General features: G+C 49.1%; 17 protein-coding genes. 12 read left to right on the plus strand and 5 right to left on the minus strand.

Annotated features, from left to right (window positions below):
- The first annotated feature begins 15 nt into the window (after positions 1 to 15).
- From murB to DW800_RS03555, 3 genes are all read left to right on the plus strand, one after another.
- A complete protein-coding gene (gene murB, locus DW800_RS03545; protein ID WP_016274343.1) occupies positions 16 to 1,002 on the plus strand; it encodes a UDP-N-acetylmuramate dehydrogenase in 987 nt (328 codons plus the stop codon).
- A gap of 70 nt (positions 1,003 to 1,072) precedes the next feature.
- Positions 1,073 to 1,840 (plus strand): MBL fold metallo-hydrolase, encoded by a 768-nt coding sequence (locus tag DW800_RS03550; RefSeq protein WP_005832365.1) that lies wholly within the window; start codon positions 1,073 to 1,075, stop codon positions 1,838 to 1,840.
- 72 nt (positions 1,841 to 1,912) lie between these two features.
- Positions 1,913 to 3,547 (plus strand): DUF3352 domain-containing protein, encoded by a 1,635-nt coding sequence (locus DW800_RS03555; RefSeq protein ID WP_005831393.1) that lies wholly within the window; start codon positions 1,913 to 1,915, stop codon positions 3,545 to 3,547.
- Positions 3,548 to 3,714: 167 nt separating this feature from the next.
- On the opposite strand, the gene DW800_RS03560 is transcribed toward DW800_RS03555, so the two are convergent.
- On the minus strand, positions 3,715 to 4,083 hold the full coding sequence (locus DW800_RS03560) for a DUF3127 domain-containing protein (RefSeq protein WP_005831391.1): 369 nt from the start codon (positions 4,081 to 4,083) through the stop codon (positions 3,715 to 3,717).
- A 187-nt stretch (positions 4,084 to 4,270) separates the two neighbouring features.
- Between DW800_RS03560 and dnaN the strand changes: the two genes are divergently transcribed.
- The 7 genes from dnaN (at position 4,271) to DW800_RS03595 (ending at position 12,308) form a co-directional block, all read left to right on the plus strand.
- Positions 4,271 to 5,395 (plus strand): DNA polymerase III subunit beta, encoded by a 1,125-nt coding sequence (dnaN, locus tag DW800_RS03565; protein ID WP_005831387.1) that lies wholly within the window; start codon positions 4,271 to 4,273, stop codon positions 5,393 to 5,395.
- Between the two features lie 138 nt (positions 5,396 to 5,533).
- Positions 5,534 to 6,304 carry a 3'-5' exonuclease gene (locus DW800_RS03570; RefSeq protein ID WP_005831385.1) on the plus strand — a complete coding sequence of 257 codons (771 nt, stop codon included), beginning with the start codon at positions 5,534 to 5,536 and terminating at the stop codon, positions 6,302 to 6,304.
- Positions 6,305 to 7,534, plus strand: coding sequence for a bifunctional phosphopantothenoylcysteine decarboxylase/phosphopantothenate--cysteine ligase CoaBC (coaBC, locus tag DW800_RS03575; protein WP_117689191.1), 1,230 nt, complete (start codon positions 6,305 to 6,307; stop codon positions 7,532 to 7,534).
- Between the two features lie 26 nt (positions 7,535 to 7,560).
- Positions 7,561 to 9,231, plus strand: coding sequence for a DNA repair protein RecN (gene recN, locus DW800_RS03580; protein WP_087333018.1), 1,671 nt, complete (start codon positions 7,561 to 7,563; stop codon positions 9,229 to 9,231).
- Positions 9,232 to 9,259: 28 nt separating this feature from the next.
- Positions 9,260 to 10,000: a 23S rRNA (guanosine(2251)-2'-O)-methyltransferase RlmB gene (gene rlmB, locus DW800_RS03585; RefSeq protein ID WP_005831382.1), complete on the plus strand. Its 741-nt coding sequence runs from the start codon at positions 9,260 to 9,262 to the stop codon at positions 9,998 to 10,000.
- A 3-nt stretch (positions 10,001 to 10,003) separates the two neighbouring features.
- A complete protein-coding gene (locus tag DW800_RS03590) occupies positions 10,004 to 11,707 on the plus strand; it encodes a serine protease (RefSeq protein ID WP_119957813.1) in 1,704 nt (567 codons plus the stop codon).
- A 226-nt stretch (positions 11,708 to 11,933) separates the two neighbouring features.
- On the plus strand, positions 11,934 to 12,308 hold the full coding sequence (locus DW800_RS03595; protein ID WP_119957814.1) for a RidA family protein: 375 nt from the start codon (positions 11,934 to 11,936) through the stop codon (positions 12,306 to 12,308).
- On the opposite strand, the gene DW800_RS03600 is transcribed toward DW800_RS03595, so the two are convergent.
- On the minus strand, positions 12,276 to 13,529 hold the full coding sequence (locus DW800_RS03600; RefSeq protein ID WP_035448828.1) for a bifunctional folylpolyglutamate synthase/dihydrofolate synthase: 1,254 nt from the start codon (positions 13,527 to 13,529) through the stop codon (positions 12,276 to 12,278). The genes DW800_RS03595 and DW800_RS03600 overlap by 33 nt on opposite strands.
- A gap of 168 nt (positions 13,530 to 13,697) precedes the next feature.
- Here DW800_RS03600 and DW800_RS03605 point away from each other — a divergent pair, with 168 nt between their 5' ends.
- Both DW800_RS03605 and DW800_RS03610 read left to right on the plus strand, forming a co-directional pair.
- Positions 13,698 to 15,023, plus strand: a complete 1,326-nt coding sequence (locus tag DW800_RS03605; protein WP_005831374.1) for a PhoH family protein — start codon at positions 13,698 to 13,700, stop codon at positions 15,021 to 15,023.
- 184 nt (positions 15,024 to 15,207) lie between these two features.
- Entirely contained in the window at positions 15,208 to 17,112 is a 1,905-nt protein-coding gene (locus tag DW800_RS03610) for a polysaccharide biosynthesis protein (protein WP_057256434.1), read from the plus strand.
- Between the two features lie 94 nt (positions 17,113 to 17,206).
- On the opposite strand, the gene DW800_RS03615 is transcribed toward DW800_RS03610, so the two are convergent.
- The 3 genes from DW800_RS03615 to DW800_RS03625 all read right to left on the minus strand — a co-directional run bounded on the left by DW800_RS03615 (position 17,207) and on the right by DW800_RS03625 (position 19,412).
- Positions 17,207 to 18,184, minus strand: a complete 978-nt coding sequence (locus DW800_RS03615; RefSeq protein WP_119957815.1) for a dihydroorotate dehydrogenase-like protein — start codon at positions 18,182 to 18,184, stop codon at positions 17,207 to 17,209.
- An 18-nt stretch (positions 18,185 to 18,202) separates the two neighbouring features.
- Positions 18,203 to 18,868: a YggS family pyridoxal phosphate-dependent enzyme gene (locus tag DW800_RS03620; protein ID WP_119957816.1), complete on the minus strand. Its 666-nt coding sequence runs from the start codon at positions 18,866 to 18,868 to the stop codon at positions 18,203 to 18,205.
- Positions 18,869 to 18,947: 79 nt separating this feature from the next.
- Entirely contained in the window at positions 18,948 to 19,412 is a 465-nt protein-coding gene (locus DW800_RS03625; RefSeq protein WP_005831367.1) for a DUF4494 domain-containing protein, read from the minus strand.
- Positions 19,413 to 19,457 lie beyond the last annotated feature (45 nt).

The following is a 19,457-nucleotide window of genomic DNA, read 5'->3' on the forward strand; positions in this document are numbered from 1 at the left end:
TAAAGGAGGAAAGGTTTGAGGAAGATACCCAATACATTTGGAATTGACGTTACTGCTGCAAGATTTCTGGAATACGGTTCGGAGGATGAACTGCGGGAGCTGATTGCAGCAGGACAGGTCGTTGCGCCCTGGCTGCATATCGGTGGAGGGAGCAACCTGCTCTTTATTAAGGATTATGAAGGCACGGTGCTGCATTCACGTATCGGTGGCCTGGAGGTGACGTCAGAGGATGAGGAGCACGTGTCGGTGCGTGTGGGCGCCGGTGTGGTATGGGACGATTTTGTGGCCTACTGTGTGGAGCGGCATTGGTATGGTGCCGAGAACCTTTCGCTGATACCGGGTGAGGTGGGGGCGAGCGCAGTACAGAATATCGGTGCCTATGGTGTGGAAGTAAAGGACCTGATAACATCCGTGGAAACCATAAACATGGCAAGGGAGAAGCGTATCTACGGGGTGGACGAATGCGGCTACTCCTACAGAAAGAGCTTGTTTAAGCAACCGGAGATGAAGACCGTGTTTGTGACTTACGTGAACTTCTGCCTGGGTAAACGGGAACATTATACATTGGATTACGGTACTATCCGGCAGGAGCTGGAGAAATATCCGGTGCTGAATCTGGAAATTTTGCGCCGCGTGATTATAGACATCCGTCAAAGCAAGTTGCCCGACCCGAAGGTGCTGGGCAATGCGGGTAGTTTTTTTATGAACCCCATCGTGCCGCGTCGGCAGTTCGAGTCTTTGCAACGGGAATATCCGGACATGCCCCACTATGATGTGGATGCCGGTCGGGTAAAGATACCGGCTGCCTGGATGATAGACCGGTGTGGCTGGAAAGGCAAGGCGCTGGGGCCTGCTGCGGTGCACGGCCGGCAGGCGTTGGTGCTGGTGAACTCGGGTGGTGCCACGGGAGCGGATATTGTCGCTCTTTCGGATGCCGTGCGGGCTTCTGTCCGCGAGAAATTCGGCATTGATATTCACCCGGAAGTTTGTTTGATAAAATAGTAAGAGAGTTTTGACACACCCAAACATTGTTGTATATAACCTGATTTTAGAAATTTATTTGATTTAGTCAATGGGAAAACTCAGAATATTAGGAAGTGGAACTTCGACCGGTGTGCCTGAGATAGGCTGTACTTGTCCGGTCTGCACTTCCACTGACCCGCGGGACAACCGCTTGCGTGCGTCATCCCTGCTGCATACGGATGATGCGGTGATATTGATAGATTGTGGTCCTGACTTCAGGGAACAGATGCTGCGTGCTTCTTCTTTTGAGAAGATAGACGGCGTACTGGTGACACACGAACACTATGACCATGTGGGTGGTCTGGATGATTTGCGCCCGTTCGGTCGTTTTGCCGATATCCCTATCTATTCCGATGCCTACACTGCTGCCCATCTGCGGGCAAGGATGCCTTACTGCTTTGTCGATAAGGTATATCCGGGAGTTCCGCGTATCTATCTGCAGGAAGTGGAGGCGGGGCAGGTGTTCCACATCAACCGGACGGAAGTGCTGCCTTTACGGGTGATGCACGGCAGGCTTCCCATCCTGGGCTACCGCATTGGCGGCCGGCTGGGATATATCACGGATATGCACATGATGCCTGAGGAATCTTATGAACAATTGAAGGGCTTGGACGTTTTGGTAATGAATGCTTTACGGCCAAAGCCGCATCCTACGCACCAGAGTATTTCGGAGGCGTTGGAGGCTGCCGGACGTATTGGTGCCAAAGAGACCTATTTCATCCATATGAGCCATCATGCAGGGCTTCATGCCGACATCGAAAAGCAGCTGCCACCCCATGTACACTTTGCCTACGATGGACTTGAAATAGATTTCTAAACTTTTTGAAACATTTGTTTTGTTTTATTAGTAGAAAATGCTATTTTTGCCAAAAGTTGATGAATAAATGCCATGAAACTCCGACTCCTCATACAGATAGCTGTCGTTGTGTCCATAGTGCTGCTATGTACCGGTTTTGGCGTGTATTCCTTCCTGCGGTTGAATTCGGTGGAGAACCGGCAGGATTTCAATCTTTATACTTTGGTGCCGCAAGATGCCACAGCCATACTCGAAACCGACCGTATGGCAGACCTCGTGGAAGATATCAATGAACTGAATTGCAGCAAAGACAATCATTTTCTATACGTATCGGAGCTTTTTGTTTACTTGAAGAAGTATTTGTATACTTTGGTGGAGGATACTCCGCATGGACTGAGTAAACAGATGAACAAGATGCTGATTAGCTTTCACGAGCCGGATACACCGATGAACCAAGTATTGTATTGTAGTTTGGGTTCGGGTGATTATGAGTTGGTGGAGTCTTTTGTGGAGAAGTACTGCTCCAGTTCGTTTCCTTCCAAGTATTTCGATTACAAGGGAGAGGAGATACGTATCTATCCCATGGCAGACGGTCGTTTCCTGGCTGCCTACTTCACTCCCGATTTTCTGGTTGTAAGTTTCCAGAAGCGTTTGATAGAACATGTGATTGATGCGCGGCGCAGCAAAAAGTCCCTGATGAACCTCCCTTCTTTCCGCACTATGTACGCGGGCAAGCAGAGTAACGTGGCTGCCACGGTCTATGTGCGTATGAAAGGAGTGGATATGGGGAAGCCTACGGACGGTATCCGTTCGCAGACGCAGCTGGGCAGTTGGGCGGAGTTTGACATGAAGTTCAATGAAGATGCCATTTATTGCTCCGGCATCAGCCATGGGTCGGATTCCACACAGACGTTTATCAATGCCTTGCGGGTGCAGCAGCCGGTAGAGGACGGATTTTCCGGGGCTCTGCTTCCGTCTTCCACTTTCTTTTACGATCGCTGGGCAATGTCTGACAGAAATTCCTGGTTTGGCTTTACTGCCAGTCAGGAGTATGCCAAGGCCACCTATTCAGACTATATCAAGCAGCGCGACGAGGAGTGGATTGCTTACTTGAATGAGCATGCGGGCGAGAGCGTGATGTCTTGCTTGTTCCAGTCTAAAGACACGTTGGACAAGCTGCCTTGCGCCGTGATGTGTATCCCTCTCAAGGATGAACTGGCAGCGGAACGCCGCTTGCAGTCTCTGCTTTACAGTACCCCCAAGGAAGAGGATGCTCCGCTTATGCCGAAGGTGGTTTCAAATAATTCGTTGTATCCCAAAGCAAGGAAGTTCCCTAAATATGTGTTGCCCCGTAACACGCTGCTCACCCAGCTGACGGGCATCACGGAGTCTGCCCTTTATACCTTTGCCTGTTTCTATCGGGGTAGTCTGTTGCTGGCTCCCGATGCACTGAGCCTTTCGGCCTATATTGAGGCGGTGGAGAGTGGAGATGTGTTAGACGGAACACCGGTGTACGAAGAGGGTATAGGCAGTCTTTCACCCATATATAATTTTGTGATGATGGTGGATATGGAGATGATGCTGAGCCAGCCTGAAACGTATGTGCGTCTGATACCGAACTTCTTCTTCCGTCAATCCAACTTCTTCCGTCATTTCATGCTTGCAGTACAGTTTACTTGTACAGAAGGGGTGGTTTATCCGAATATCGTATTGCTTTATAAAGGGTGATTAATCGGTCATTCTGTAGAGTGCTGAGGGAAAATAAGCACGAGGAAAGTCAAAATACACACTCACCACAGATTGCACAGATTAACACAGCTAAAAATTCTTGATTATCAAAATTCTAGAATAAACTGTGTTAATCTGTGCAATCTGTGGTGAATTATAACATATTCTTAGAACGGCAGGTCATCCTTTGCATCCCCTGCGAGGAATTCCGGTGCGGCAGTGGGAGCCGGCGGTGGAACGGGAGCGCCCGGAGCGGGTGCGGCAGTGCTTACGCGTTCTACCTTCCATGCGCGAATACTGTTGAACCAACGGTCTTGCCATTGGCGTGCGTCTACATCAAAAGATACTGTCAGCTCTTCGCCCATCTGAATATTGAACTGTTCGATTTTGTCCGCTCCAAATACGTCAAAACACATTTTGCGCGGATATTGGCCATGGTCTTCAATCACATATTCTTGTGATTTCCATTCGTTACCTGACTTGGAAACTCCGCCTCTGGGCTGGAGTATAGCGATGATTTTTCCTGTAAATTCCATTGTTTTCTTTTTAAATGATGCGGCGAAGTTACAATTTTTTAGGAATATGAGACGAATATTCGGCTGTTTTTTCTTGCTATTTCTTTGTCGTAGGGAATTCTTTTTTTAACTTTGTCCGTCAGTTTGAAAAATATAAAAACGGTTTCTAAGACGTTAGCAAAATAAAAAACTTAAATATACAGAAGATATGAAATTTATCGTTTCGAGTACTGCGCTCTCCAGTCATTTGCAGGCTATTAGCCGTGTGATTAATTCGAAGAATGCGTTGCCTATTTTGGATTGTTTCCTCTTTGAACTGCAAGACGGAACCTTGTCTGCAACTGTTTCCGACAGTGAAACGACGATGGTCACTACAGTCGAAGTGAATGAAAGTGATATGGACGGTCGTTTTGCCGTCACAGCCAAAACCCTTTTGGACGCTTTGAAGGAAATTCCCGAACAACCGTTGACTTTTGAAATCAATACGGATTCCCTTGAAATCACGGTACAGTATCAGAACGGTAAATACAGCCTGATGGGGCAGAATGCAGACGAGTTCCCGCAGTCCGCCATGTTGGGTGACAATGCCGTACGTGTGGAAATGGATGCACAAGTGTTGCTGGGTGGCATCAACCGTGCCGTGTTTGCTACGGCTGATGACGAACTTCGTCCCGTGATGAACGGTATCTATTTCGATATCACAACGGAGGATATCACGATGGTGGCATCGGACGGTCATAAACTGGTGCGCTGCAAGACACTGGCCGCCAAGGGCAACGAACGTGCTGCCTTTATCCTGCCCAAGAAGCCGGCTTCCCTGATGAAGAACCTGCTACCGAAAGAGCAAGGCATGGTGACTATCGAGTTCGACGAACGCAACGCTGTGTTCACATTGGAAAGCTACCGCATGGTATGCCGCCTTATTGAAGGGCGCTATCCCAACTACAACTCTGTGATTCCGCAGAACAACCCTTATAAAGTGACGGTAGACCGCCTGCAACTGCTCGGTGCTTTGCGCCGCGTGTCCATCTTCTCCTCGCAGGCAAGCAGCCTTATCAAGCTCCGTATGCAGGAGAATCTGATTGTCATCTCCGCACAGGACATCGACTTCTCTACATCGGCCGAAGAAACACTGGTTTGCCAATATGCGGGCAATCCGATGAGCATCGGTTTCAAGTCCACTTTCCTGATTGACATTCTGAATAACATTTCTGCCGATGAAATCGTTATCGAACTGGCAGATCCTTCACGTGCAGGTGTCATTATTCCGGTAGAGCAGGAAGAGAACGAAGACTTGCTGATGTTGCTGATGCCGATGATGCTGAATGACTGATGAATATTAGCAATCGGATTATGAGCTACGAGCTACAAGTGGCTGCGCAATTATGCCGCACGGTACTTGTAGCTCGTGGCTTGTAAGTTAAACTTATAATTTATAGCTCATAGCCAGAGCTTATAAAACGAAAAAACAATGAAATTGAATCTGAAAAATCCGATAGTCTTTTTTGATTTGGAGACTACGGGTACCAATATCAACTCAGACCGAATTGTCGAAATCTGTTACCTCAAGGTATATCCCAACGGGAATGAGGAGTCCAAAACCATGCGTATCAACCCCGAAATGCCCATTCCTGCCGAAGCATCTGCCGTTCATGGCATCTACGATGCCGATATAGCCGACTGCCCCACATTCAAGGAAGTGGCGCGCAACATTGCCAATGACATTGAAGGATGCGACTTGGCGGGCTTCAACTCCAACCGTTTTGATATCCCCGTCCTGGCGGAAGAGTTCCTTCGTGCCGGTGTGGACATTGACATGAGCCGCCGCAAGTTTGTGGACGTGCAGGTCATTTTCCACAAGATGGAGCAACGCACGCTATCTGCTGCCTATAAATTCTATTGCGGCAAGAATTTGGAAGACGCCCATACGGCAGAGGCTGATACACGTGCCACCTACGAAGTGCTGATGTCGCAGTTGGACCGCTATCCGGAGTTGCAGAATGACGTGGCTTTCCTTGCCGACTATTCCAGCTTCAACAAGAATGTGGACTTTGCCGGTCGTATGGTCTACGATGACAAAGGTGTGGAAGTATTCAACTTCGGCAAGTACAAGGGCATGTCGGTATCCGATGTCCTGAAGCGCGATCCCGGCTATTACAGCTGGATTCTGAACAGTGATTTTACCCTGAATACCAAAGCCACGCTGACCAAGATACGTCTGCGTGAAATGACTCAGAAATAAATGGCAAATATACTGAAAGGGAAGAAAATAGTATTGGGCATTACGGGCAGCATTGCCGCCTATAAAGCATGCTATATTATTCGCGGACTGATTAAGCGTGGTGCAGAGGTGCAGGTGGTCATTACGCCTGCCGGAAAAGAATTTATTACCCCTATCACGCTCTCTGCCCTGACCAGCAAACCGGTTATCAGTGAGTTCTTTGCCCAACGCGATGGTACCTGGAACAGCCATGTGGACCTCGGTCTGTGGGCAGATGCCATGCTGATAGCCCCGGCTACGGCTTCCACCATCGGCAAGATGGCGAATGGCGTGGCAGACAATATGCTGATTACCACCTATCTTTCCGCCAAAGCTCCGGTGTTTGTGGCGCCTGCCATGGACCTGGACATGTATGCCCATCCTTCCACCCAAAAGAATCTGGATACACTCCGCTCTTATGGAAACCACATCATAGAACCTGCTACGGGAGAACTCGCCAGCCATCTGGTGGGGAAAGGCCGTATGGAGGAGCCGGAGAATATCATCCGCCACCTGGAAATGTACTTTGCTGCCAAAGAGGGCGACCTGGTGGGCAAGACAGTGATGATAACCGCAGGACCTACTTATGAGAAGATAGACCCGGTGCGCTTCATCGGCAACTATTCTTCCGGCAAGATGGGACTTGCCCTGGCAGATGAATGTACCGCCAGAGGGGCCAAGGTGATACTGATTGCCGGTCCGGTGCAGCAAGGCACTTACTTCCCGATGCACCAGTACTATGCGGTAGAGTCGGCGCAGGAGATGTTCGAGGCTGCATCTGCCGCCTTTGTCCATGCCGATGCCGCCATCTTGACGGCTGCCGTGGCAGACTACACCCCCGAACAAGTGGCGGATGAGAAAATCAAGCGCGAAAAGACCGGGGAGATGAGTTTGAACTTGAAACCTACCCGCGACATAGCCGCTTTCTTAGGCAATCTGAAGAACGATGCGGAGCACTGTCAACGCCTCCTCATAGGCTTTGCCCTTGAGACTCATAACGAGCAGATGAATGCGGAAGACAAGCTCAACCGCAAGAATCTGGACTTCATCGTGCTGAACTCCCTGAACGACAAGGGAGCCGGTTTTCGTTGCGATACCAATAAAATCAGTATCATAGACCACCAGGGAAAGACGGACTACCCCTTGAAGTCCAAAGCCGAAGTGGCTGCCGACATCGTAGACCGTCTGGTGAAAGATTTAAATAGTAAATAGTAAATCGTCAAATCGTCAATATCCTTATGTTGCGTTCGCTTTACATACAGAATTATGCGCTTATTGAAAAGCTCGATATCAGCTTCAGCAGCGGTTTCTCGGTGATAACGGGTGAGACCGGTGCTGGAAAATCCATTATTCTGGGTGCCATCGGTCTGCTGCTGGGACAGCGTGCCGATGTGAAAGCCATTCGTGTAGGAGCTTCGAAGTGCATTATTGAGGCCCGTTTTGATATTTCCGCTTACGGTATGCAGCCTTTCTTTGAGGAGAATGAGTTGGAGTACGAGGAAGAATGCCTCCTGCGCCGCGAGGTGTCCGCTTCGGGCAAGAGCCGGGCATTCATCAATGACACGCCTGCTTCATTGGCTCAGATGAAGGAGCTGGGAGAACAGCTGATTGACGTGCATTCCCAGCATCAGAACCTATTGCTGAACAAGGAAGGATTTCAGTTGAATGTACTGGACATCTTGTCGCATAACGAAGAGGCCTTGTCTGCTTACCAGCATATCTTCGGAGCATGGAAGCAGGCACAGCAGGATTTGGAGGCCCTTGTTGCCCGTGCCAATCAGGATAAGTCGGACGAAGACTATATCCGTTTCCAACTGGAACAGTTGGAAGAGGCACACTTGTCTGCCGGTGAGCAGGAGGAGCTGGAGCAAGAGGCAGATACGCTGAGCCATGCGGAAGAGATAAAGGCCGGACTCTATCGGGTAGGGCAGACGCTCTACTCGGACGAAGGAGGCTTGTTGTCCGGGCTGAAGGAATGCCTGAATACGATGCTCGGCCTGCAGAGGGTTTATCCGGTTGCCGGGGAACTTGCCGAACGCATGGAAAGCACTTATATCGAGTTGAAGGATATTTCGCAGGAAGTGTCGGGTAAGGAGGATGAAATAGAGTTCAACCCCGAACGTCTGGATGAAGTGAACGAACGTCTGAACTTGATTTATACGCTCCAACAGAAGCACCGCGTTTCCACTGTCGGTGAACTTCTGGCGCTGACGGATGAATACGCCGCCAAACTCTCCGCCATCACTTCGTCCGACGAGCACATCGAGGAACTGAAAGCGCGTTGCGACGCTTTATATAATAAGGTGAAAAAGCAGGCTGCCGTCCTCACCAAGGCGCGTACTGCCGCTGCCCGTGAAGTGGAGAAGCAGATGGCTGCGCGGCTGGTTCCGTTGGGCATGCCCAATGTCCGTTTCCAGGTAGAGATAGGTGCCCGCAAAGAGCCGGGCATACACGGGGCGGATACTGTGAACTTCTTGTTTTCCGCGAATAAGAACGGGGCATTGCAAAGCGTCTCCTCCGTAGCTTCGGGTGGTGAAATAGCCCGCGTCATGCTCTCCATCAAAGCAATGATAGCCGGTGCCGTCAAGCTTCCTACCATTGTATTCGACGAAATAGATACCGGAGTCTCCGGCGAGATAGCCGACCGCATGGCGGATATCATGCAGGAGATGGGCGAGCAGGACCGCCAGGTAATCAGTATCACCCATCTGCCCCAGATTGCTGCCCGCGGACGCGCCCATTATAAGGTGTACAAGCAGGACAACGAGACGGAAACAAACAGTCACATCCGTCGTCTGACCGACGATGAACGTGTGGAAGAAATAGCCCATATGCTGAGTGGCGCTAAGCTGACCGAAGCCGCACTGAACAATGCCAGAGCATTGCTGGAAGTATCAAATAGTAAATAGTAAATCGTCAAATAGTAAATACCCATATATGGTTGATAACAGTGAAATGATTTTCGGCGTCCGTGCCGTGATAGAAGCCATTCAGGCAGGAAAAGAGATAGACAAGATATTGGTAAAGAAGGACATTCAGAGTGATTTGTCAAAAGAGCTGTTCGCTGTCTTGAAAGGGACTTTGATACCGGTACAGCGCGTTCCGGTGGAACGCATCAACCGCGTGACGCGTAAGAATCACCAGGGAGTGATTGCCTTCATCTCTTCAGTCACTTACCAGAAGACGGAGGACTTGGTACCTTTCCTTTTCGAGCAGGGCAAGAATCCTCTGTTTGTGATGCTTGACGGCATCACGGATGTCCGCAATTTCGGCGCCATTGCCCGTACTTGCGAGTGTGCGGCGGTAGATGCCGTGATTATCCCTGCACGGAACAGTGTATCAGTCAACGCAGATGCCATGAAAACTTCGGCAGGAGCCTTGCACACTTTGCCCGTTTGCCGCGAACACAGCCTGAAAGAGACCCTGCAATTCCTCAAGAATAGTGGTTTCCATATCGTGGCAGCCACGGAGAAAGGCGATTACGACTATACCAAAGCCGACTATACCGGTCCGATGTGCATCATTATGGGTGCCGAAGACAAGGGGGTGTCCTATGACAATCTGGCGTTGTGTGACGAGTGGGTGAAAATTCCCATGTTGGGAACCATCGAGTCCCTCAATGTTTCCGTTGCAGCCGGCATTTTGATTTATGAAGCGGTAAAACAAAGAACCAACTAAGATATGAAAAAGAAATTGCTGTTGATGCTCACTCTCTGTTTATTGGCTCAGTGGAGTGTGGCACAAGCCCCGAAGTGGGTAGACAAAGCCAAACGTGCCGTTTTTTCGGTGGTGACCTACGACCAGGACGATAAGATACTGAATACTGGAAACGGCTTTTTTGTCACTGAAGATGGCGTTGCGCTTTCTGACTACACCTTGTTCAAAGGTGCCCGGCGCGCCGTTGTGATGAGCTCGGACGGGGCACAGATGCCGGTGGAGGCCATTATGGGAGCTGATGACATGTACGATGTTGTCAAGTTCCGTGTCGGCATCCCCGGAAAGAAAGTCACGGCACTCACTTTGGCTGCTGTGGCTCCGGCCGTCGGTGCGGATGTATATCTGCTGCCTTATTCCACCCAGAAAGACCGTTCCTACACTGCCGGGAAAGTAAAGGAAGCTGATAAGATTTCCGGCAACTATTCCTATTATACGCTCGATATGCGTCTGAAGGACAAGATGGTGAGTTGTCCGCTGATGACTGTGGACGGGCAGGTCTTCGGCCTTGCGCAGAAGTCCTCCGGACAAGACACGGCTACCATCTGCTATGCCATTGATGCCAATTTCGCCATGTCGCAGAATATCTCCGCATTGTCTTATGGAGATATGTCATTGAAGGGCATCGGTATCAAGAAGGCATTGCCCGATACCGAAGAGCAGGCTTTGGTGTTCCTCTACATGGCTTCTTCCCAACTGTCTCCAGAGAAGTATATGGAGACTCTGAACGATTTCATTGCACAATATCCTGCCAGTGCCGACGGTTATCTGCGCCGCGCTTCCCAGCATCTGTTCATGTCCCGTGAAGATGCTTCCATGGATAAGGTCGCCGCAGATATGGATAAGGCTTTGGAGGTTGCGGCAAAGAAAGATGATGTGTATTACAACCGGGCCAAGATAATCTATAATTATGCATTGGGCAAGCCCGAGAAAGTTTATAAGGATTGGTCGCTCGACAAGGCTCTGGACGAGGTACGGAAAGCGATAGCCATTGACGAGCTTCCGGTTTATGTCCAGTTGGAGGGTGACATCCAGTTTGCCAAGCAGGACTATCCGTCGGCATTTACCAGCTATGATAAAGTGAATAAGACCATTCTGGCCTCTCCGGCTACCTTCTTCAGTGCCGCCAAGACCAAGGAATTGATGCAGGCGCCTGCCGAGGAGGTACTGGCTCTGATGGACAGTTGTGTGGCCCGCTTTACCCAGCCCTATACGGAGGAAGCCGCCCCTTACTTGCTGGAGCGTGCCCAAGCCCGTATGAATGCAGACCAGGCGCGTAATGCCATGCTGGATTATGACGCCTATTACAATGCCGTGAACGGTAAAGTGAACGACATGTTCTACTATTACCGTGAGCAGGCTGCTTTGAAGGCCAAGCAGTACCAGCGTGCGCTGGACGATATGGCGAAAGCCATCGAACTGAATCCGGAGGATTTGACTTACCGTGCCGAACTGGCAGTGGTGAATCTTCGCGTGGGACGTTACGAAGAGGCGTTGAATGTGCTGAAGGCTGCTCTGGAGAAAGACCCTAAGTATGCCGAGGCCTACCGTCTGATGGGTATCGCCCAGCTGCAGATGAAGAAGGACAAGGAAGCTTGTGCCAGCTTTGCCAAGGCAAAGGAATTGGGTGACCCCAATGTGGATGCTTTGATTGAGAAGCATTGCAAGTAAAGGGATGGGATAGAATAAAGGCTCTGCTTTCGCAAGCAGAGCCTCTGTTTTGGGGAACTCCCCCGTGTTAAATGAGTTAAGTCTAGGTATAACAGGTTATGAGTGAAATTACGTTGTTTTATTTATAAAATGCGTGGATTTCCGGAATACTGCATATACTTCGGATTTTTTTTATTTCAAAAAAGAAAATAGACTCGATTATTAATAAAAACAAACTTTGACAATCATGAAGAAAGTGATTTGCAGCCAGAAGGCACCGGGCGCCATAGGCCCTTATAGCCAGGCTATCGAAGCCAGTGGAATGGTATTTGTATCAGGTCAGTTGCCTATTGATGCAGCTACCGGAGTGATAGCTGAAGGTACGGAAGCGCAAGCCCGCCAGTCCTTGGAGAATATAAAGCATATCCTGGAAGAGGCAGGTCTGAGCATGGCGAATATTGTGAAGACAACCGTTTTTCTGGCAGACATGTCCTTGTTCGCTGATATGAACAAGGTATATGCCACCTATTTTGACGGTGCTTTCCCGGCACGTTCGGCTGTGGCAGTGAAGGCGTTGCCCAAAGATGCCTTAGTAGAGATTGAGTGCATCGCGGTTCGCTAACAAGTCGGCCACAATGAAACTGCTGCCTCCCACGAAGATGAAATCTTCCGGGAGGCTTTTTTCTTGTGCGGCCCGCACGGCAGCAGGTACATCAGGATAGCAATGTCCTTCCAGACCTGCTGCTTCGGCAAGCTCCTGTAGTTCGCTTTCGGGCAATGCTCGCTTCACGCTGGCTTTGGTGAAGTAGTAGGTCGCTTCCCGGGGCAGCAGGGCCAGTACCCCCCGTATATCCTTGTCATTCACCATGCCTATGATGATGTGTAGCTGGCGGTAAGCCTGCTGTTTCAGTTGTTCTGTAATGTAGGTGATGCCTCCCACATTGTGGCCGGTGTCACAAATCAGGGTGGGCGAGTCCTGCAGTTTTTGCCAGCGTCCCATCAAGCCCGTCAGTTCCACCACACGGGCAAAGCCACTGCGCACTGCTTGTCCGTCCAGCCGGTAGCCGGCTTCTTTCAGTAGCGGGAGGGCGGTGAGGATGGTCCGGGCATTTTTCTGCTGGTAGAGCCCTTTCAGTTCGTATTCTATTCCGGGATAGTCTTCACGGTCATTCTCCTCGGCAAAGTAGATGGGAGCACCCGTTGTCTGTGCTTTTTCCAGAAATACCGGTTTCGTTTCGGGAGTGGTCTCGCCGATTACAACGGGGATACCGCTTTTAATGATTCCTGCCTTCTCTCCTGCGATTTTTGCCAAGGTGTCCCCCAGGAATTGGGTATGGTCAAAACTGATGTTGGTGATGATGCATACATCCGGACGGATGATATTGGTACAGTCCAGGCGTCCGCCTAGTCCCACCTCGATTACGGCTACATCCACCTTTTCATCGGCAAAGTAGCGGAAGGCCATGGCGGTGGTCAGCTCAAAGAAAGAGGGATGGAGGGGTTCGAAGAAGCCACGTTCCTGCTCTACAAAACGGATGACGTATTCCTCGGGTATAGGCTGTCCGTTAATCCGGATGCGCTCCCGGAAATCCACCAGATGGGGCGAGGTATAGAGCCCGACCCTGTATCCTGCCTCTTGCAGTATGGCGGCAAGCGTATGCGAGCAGGAACCCTTTCCATTGGTACCGGCCACATGAATGCTGCGGAAACTGCGGTGGGGATGTTCGAAGTGTGCGTCCAGGGTCAGAGTGTTTTCCAACCCTTCCTTGTATGCTGAGCCGCCCACTTGCTGAAACATGGGCACACTGTTATATAAGTAAGTTAAAGTGTCCTGATAATCCATCTTTTATAATATTTAACGGAGAAGCAATCCTTTCTCCCTATTAATTTGTTATCTTTAAAAGCGACAAAGATAATGCAGACCGAACGCAATCAAGCTTGCTTGAAATTGCTTGCAGTGTAGCTTATCTTAAGCTTATGCAAAGGTATTAACAATTTAAATCTAACGTGTATGGGAGCTAAGAAAAATTTTGTGATTGATACGAATGTGATTCTTCACGATTATAACTGTTTGAAGAATTTTCAAGAGAATGACATTTATCTTCCCATCGTAGTCCTTGAAGAACTGGACAAATTCAAGAAAGGTAATGAGCAGATTAATTTCAATGCGCGTGAGTTCGTCCGTGAGCTAGATTTGATTACCGATGATAATCTGTTCACCAAAGGGGCGCCATTGGGAGAGGGCTTGGGCCGTCTGTTTGTGGTGGCAGGTATGGTGGACTCTCCCCGGGTACGTGATTCCTTTCCCGAACGCATCCCCGACCATCAGATTCTGTCGGTAGTGGACTGGCTTTCCACCAAAAAGCCTAAAATGAAAACCATCCTTGTCACGAAAGACGTGAATCTGCGCATGAAGGCGCGTTCCATCGGTCTGCTGTGCGAAGACTACATCAATGATAAGGTAATCAATGTGGATATATTCGAAAAGTCGAATGAAGTGTTCGAGGGTATTGACCCTGCGCTGATAGATCGCATTTATTCTTCCAAAGAAGGACTGGACATCAACGAGTTCGATTTTAAGGACATCATTCGTCCCAACGAATGTTTTGTGCTGAAGAGTGACCGCAGCAGTGTGCTTGCGCGTTATAATCCCTTTGCCCATTCGATTTGCCGGGTCCACAAGACAAAGAATTATGGCATTGAACCGCGCAATGCCGAGCAGAGCTTTGCTTTTGAGGTGCTGAACGACCCGAACATCAAGCTGGTTGCCCTGACCGGCAAGGCGGGAACCGGCAAGACCCTGCTGGCATTGGCCGCCGCATTGGGAAAACTTACCGACTACAAGCAGATTCTCCTGGCACGTCCCATCGTGGCCCTATCCAATAAAGACCTTGGATTCCTTCCTGGTGATGCCAATGAGAAAGTGGCTCCTTACATGCAGCCTTTGTTCGATAATTTGAATGTAATCAAGCATCAGTTCGCTGCCAATTCCTCTGAAGTGAAACGCTTGGAGGATATGCAAAAAAGTGAACAATTGGTCATCGAGGCATTAGCCTTTATCCGTGGGCGCAGTTTGAGCGAGACCTACTGTATTATTGATGAAGCCCAAAACCTGACTCCGCATGAGATTAAGACCATCATCACCCGTGCCGGTGAAGGCACAAAAATGGTGTTTACCGGTGATATTCAGCAGATAGACCAACCCTATCTGGACAGTCAGTCCAATGGGCTTGTTTATATGATAGACCGCATGAGGGACCAGAATTTGTTTGCCCATGTCAATCTGGTGAAAGGGGAGCGCAGCCAGTTGAGCGAGTTGGCAAGTAATCTGATGTAGCGGATACCGCATTTTCCGGGGCAAAACTATTTCTATCCCGCTTTCTGACTGTTAAAACGGGGGAGGTGGGATGGTTTCTTTATAGACGATAAATAATTGTTATAACATTTTTTTATCGATTTATTGTCTGTTTTGACTAAAATAGTGTATCTTTGCCTCGCCTAAAACAAAACTGTCAAGCGAAATGAAGCGAAATTTTTTTCATCGGTATCTTTCCGCGAAAGTGCTTCCGATATGGACTATTCTGTTAATTGATGTATTTATCATCGTCATATCCAGTCTGTTGGCCTATGCTCTCCGATATGATTTCAGAAGCATTTTTCTGGAATCATCTACCATTGACAAGACCATTTTATGGACGGTTGCTGTCAACCTGATTTTCTTCCGTGTTTTCCGTACGTATTCCAATGTACTGCGCTTTTCCTCCTTTGTGGATATCATGCGCATTTTTGTGTCATTGACGGTGTCGTATGCACTGCTGATGATAACGAGCGTCCTGACGGAAAGCTATTTGGAGTTTAACCTGGCTCCGGTCAGCGTGCTGTTCATGTCCTATATCATCAGCTTTGCCATGATGGCATGCTCCCGTGTGATTGTCAAGACTTTCTTCGAGGCGCTGAACTTCGACGGCACCCATAGTGCCAATGTGTTCATTTACGGTGCCAAGGAAGCCGGGGTCAATATTGCCAAGGCATTACGTGTCAATCTGCGCAACCACTACCGTCTGCGCGGATTCATTGCGGACGAACCTGAGCTTATCAATAAGGTGATGATGGGTGTCAAGGTGTTCCCCAACGATGATACGCTGATTGATGTGCTGAACGACCGCGATGTGCAGACCATTATCATTTCTCCCGCCAAGATGGAAGAATTGAAGAAGTCCGACATGGCTGACCGCCTGCTGGTGCACAACATCAAACTGATGACCGCACCCCCCTTGAGCGAGTGGAACGGCCAGGCGCTGAGCCGTACGCAGCTGAAGGAAATTCAGATTGAGGACCTGCTTCAGCGCAATCCCATCGAGATAGATATCCGTAAGGTTGCCTCTCATCTGGAGGGCAAGCGCGTGATGATTACGGGCGCCGCCGGCTCCATCGGCAGTGAAATCATGCGCCAGGTGGCTTCGTTCAATCCCTATAAACTTATTTTAGTGGACCAGGCCGAGACCCCTCTGCACGACATCCGTCTGGAACTTCAGGACCGTTGGCGCGACATCGATGCCGAGACCATCATAGCCGACATCTCCAATGCCACGCGCATGGAGGATATCTTCAGGGAGTTCAAGCCCCAGTATATTTTCCATGCGGCCGCCTACAAGCATGTGCCGATGATGGAGGACAACGTTTCCGAGTCCATCCAGGTGAACGTATTCGGCACGCGCACCGTTGCCGATCTTGCCGTGAAATACGGTGCCGAGAAGTTTGTGATGATTTCTACGGACAAGGCTGTTAACCCTACAAACGTGATGGGCTGTTCCAAGCGTATTTGCGAGATTTATGTGCAGTCTCTTGCGAAGAAGTTGCAGAAGGAGGGAGGCCATGCCACTCAGTTCATCACTACGCGTTTCGGCAATGTGCTGGGTTCCAACGGTTCTGTCATTCCCCGTTTCCGCGACCAGATTCAGCGTGGCGGCCCGGTAACAGTGACCCATCCTGAGATAATCCGTTACTTCATGACCATTCCCGAAGCTTGCCGCCTTGTTCTTGAGGCCGGCAGTATGGGCAACGGCGGTGAAATCTACATCTTCGACATGGGTAAGCCAGTGAAGATTGTGGATCTTGCCAAGCGTATGATCAGCCTTTCCGGACGTACGGATGTGAAGATTGAATTTACCGGTCTTCGTCATGGCGAGAAGCTCTACGAGGAACTCTTGAATGTGAAGGAGCTTACAAAGCCCACCTATCATGAGAAGATTATGATTGCCACGGTGCGTGAGTATGACTATGACGAGGTGAAGGAGCGTATCCAGAAGCTGATTGATGTAAGTTACACCTATGACCAGATGAAAATTGTTGCTGCCATGAAGGATATTGTTCCGGAATTCGTGAGCAAGAATTCCTGCTTTGAGGCGCTGGATAAGAAGAAATAAAAAGATAGCGGTATAGTATAAAATGAAAGGGTGATAACGTCATTGTAGTGTTATCACCCTTTCAATTTTATTGTCTTCTTGTCAGCCTTTTGTCTCATTCATGTGAAGAGAAGTATTTCAAGAACTGTGTACGTTCGAAAGTATTGACTCCCTTCGGGTCGTTTACGTTCAGAATACCTTTGAACTGGCTGATGGTTTCCATACCTTTGCGGTCCATCCACAAGTTGAGGAAGCGGATGTATTCTTCAATGATGGTAGCTGAATTCTGATAAAGCACACTGCATATCTCTACGGCCGAAGCACCTGCCAATATTGTCTTGACAACGCCTTCGGGCGAGTGGATACCACCGGAAGCGGCATAGTCCAGCTTGTTTACGGCCGCCGAAGCGATGCCTATCCAGCGCAGGGCTTTAGACAAATCGGCTTCATTGCTGAATACGTTACCGGATACTTGTATCATTTTCTCAATGTTGATGTCCGGCTGGTAGAAGCGGTTGAACAGCACTACTGCGGCGGCACCGTTGGCGTACAGCTGGTCTATCAGCGCTATCGGGTTGGTCAGGTTGTCACCCAGCTTCATGATGACGGGTATCTTGACCGTCTTCTTGATGTGGCTCAGAATGTCGATGTGGCGTTGCTCGAAACTGCCGTAAACATATTGTACATCCGTCTGCAGTGCAAGGATATTGATTTCCAGTGCGTCTGCACCGGCTTCTTCTATTTTGGCGGCAAATTCCACCCAGTCGGCATTCTGATAGCAGTTGATGCTGGCTATGATGGGGATATTGCAAACCTTTTTGCTTTCCTTAATCAGGTTCAGATATTCACCCAGCTTATGTTCGCGGATATATCCTACAAGGTAGTCACTGCCTTCGGGGTACATGTTCGGGTCTCCCATCCAGTCAGCCTCCATCATGATTTGCTCTTCAAAGAGTGATTTTAGCACAATGGCACCTGCGCCGGCCTCAGATAGTTTCTGGTTCTTGGCGGCGCTGTCTGTCAGTCCGGAGCTGCTGACGATAATGGGGTTTCTGAGTTTCAGCCCTGCAAAAGTAGTTTCTAATGTTGCCATGATAATGATTTTTTATGGTTAATAGTTTCTTTCTCCAAAAATCTTGCTTCCTACACGTATTAAGGTGCTCCCGGCTGCAATGGCCTCGTGGTAATCGTGAGACATTCCCATGGACAATTCCCGGAATGACTCTGCATCGGCAAACCACTTGGTTTTCACTTCATTGAAGAAGCTACTTAAAGAACAAAACTCAGTTTTGATTTGTTCGTCATTGTCCGTATTCGTGGCCATGCCCATCAATCCGCATATCCGGATATGATTGAGCTCTCTCCATTCACCGGCTGCCAGCATTTCCCGGCATTCGTCAAAGCTGAATCCAAACTTGGTCTCTTCCCGGGCAATGTGTAGCTGTAGCAGGCAGTTGACGGTTTTTCCGGCTTTGGCAGCCTGCTTGTTCACTTCGGCCAACAGCTTGTAGGAGTCTATGCCATGAATCAGCGCTACGTAAGGAACGATATATTTTATTTTGTTTGTTTGCAGATGCCCGATGAAATGCCATTCTATGTCTTTGGGCAGACTTTCGTATTTGGCGGTCATTTCCTGCACCTTACTTTCTCCGAACACACGCTGGCCGGCACGATACGCTTCTTCTATCGCCTCGTTGGGGTGAAATTTGGAAACAGCCACCAGCCGTACCTTTTCAGGCAGTTCGCTCAGTACTTGTTTTAAATTCTCTGCAATCATCGTTTTTTTGAGTTATGAGTTATGAGTTATAAGTTATGGGTCGCAATAATAATTCATAACTTATAACTCATAACTTAAATTAAACTTCCGGTTTGTCGTCGGGCTCTGCACTGTACGGATATACATCCATAATGGCAGTTTCCGCTACAGATGCTATCTGGTAGTCGGCCATTGTGCCTTTCATGCCCTCATCCAGTTTCTTCACTGCATCACGCAGGTCGGCAGCCTGCACCAATACCTGGGTAGAGGTTTTCTTTTCCGCACCGCTTTTCTCGTCCAGTGTGATGAAAACCAGTTTACATTTAAACCAGCGGTCGGCAGCTTCCTCTTCGCTGGGGAACAATTCGCTATAGTTGGCACGTTTGATGTCCGATACGGTGAACTCTCCCGAAATGAACGGCGTCATCTCTTCGATGATGCGTGCTTCCGCTTCCGTAAAACTGAGGGCATCTACCAGGTACGGTTCGGTCACCTTCTTGTTCATTCCATTTTCCATTGTTTTCTCGTAACGGATCTTACATTCAAACCATGTATGCATTGCCATAATTTTCTGTTTTTAATTATTGATTTATTGTTAGTTAAGCTGCTT

The sequence above is a fragment of the Bacteroides sp. AM32-11AC genome (assembly GCF_003603515.1).
Taxonomy (GTDB): domain Bacteria; phylum Bacteroidota; class Bacteroidia; order Bacteroidales; family Bacteroidaceae; genus Bacteroides; species Bacteroides uniformis.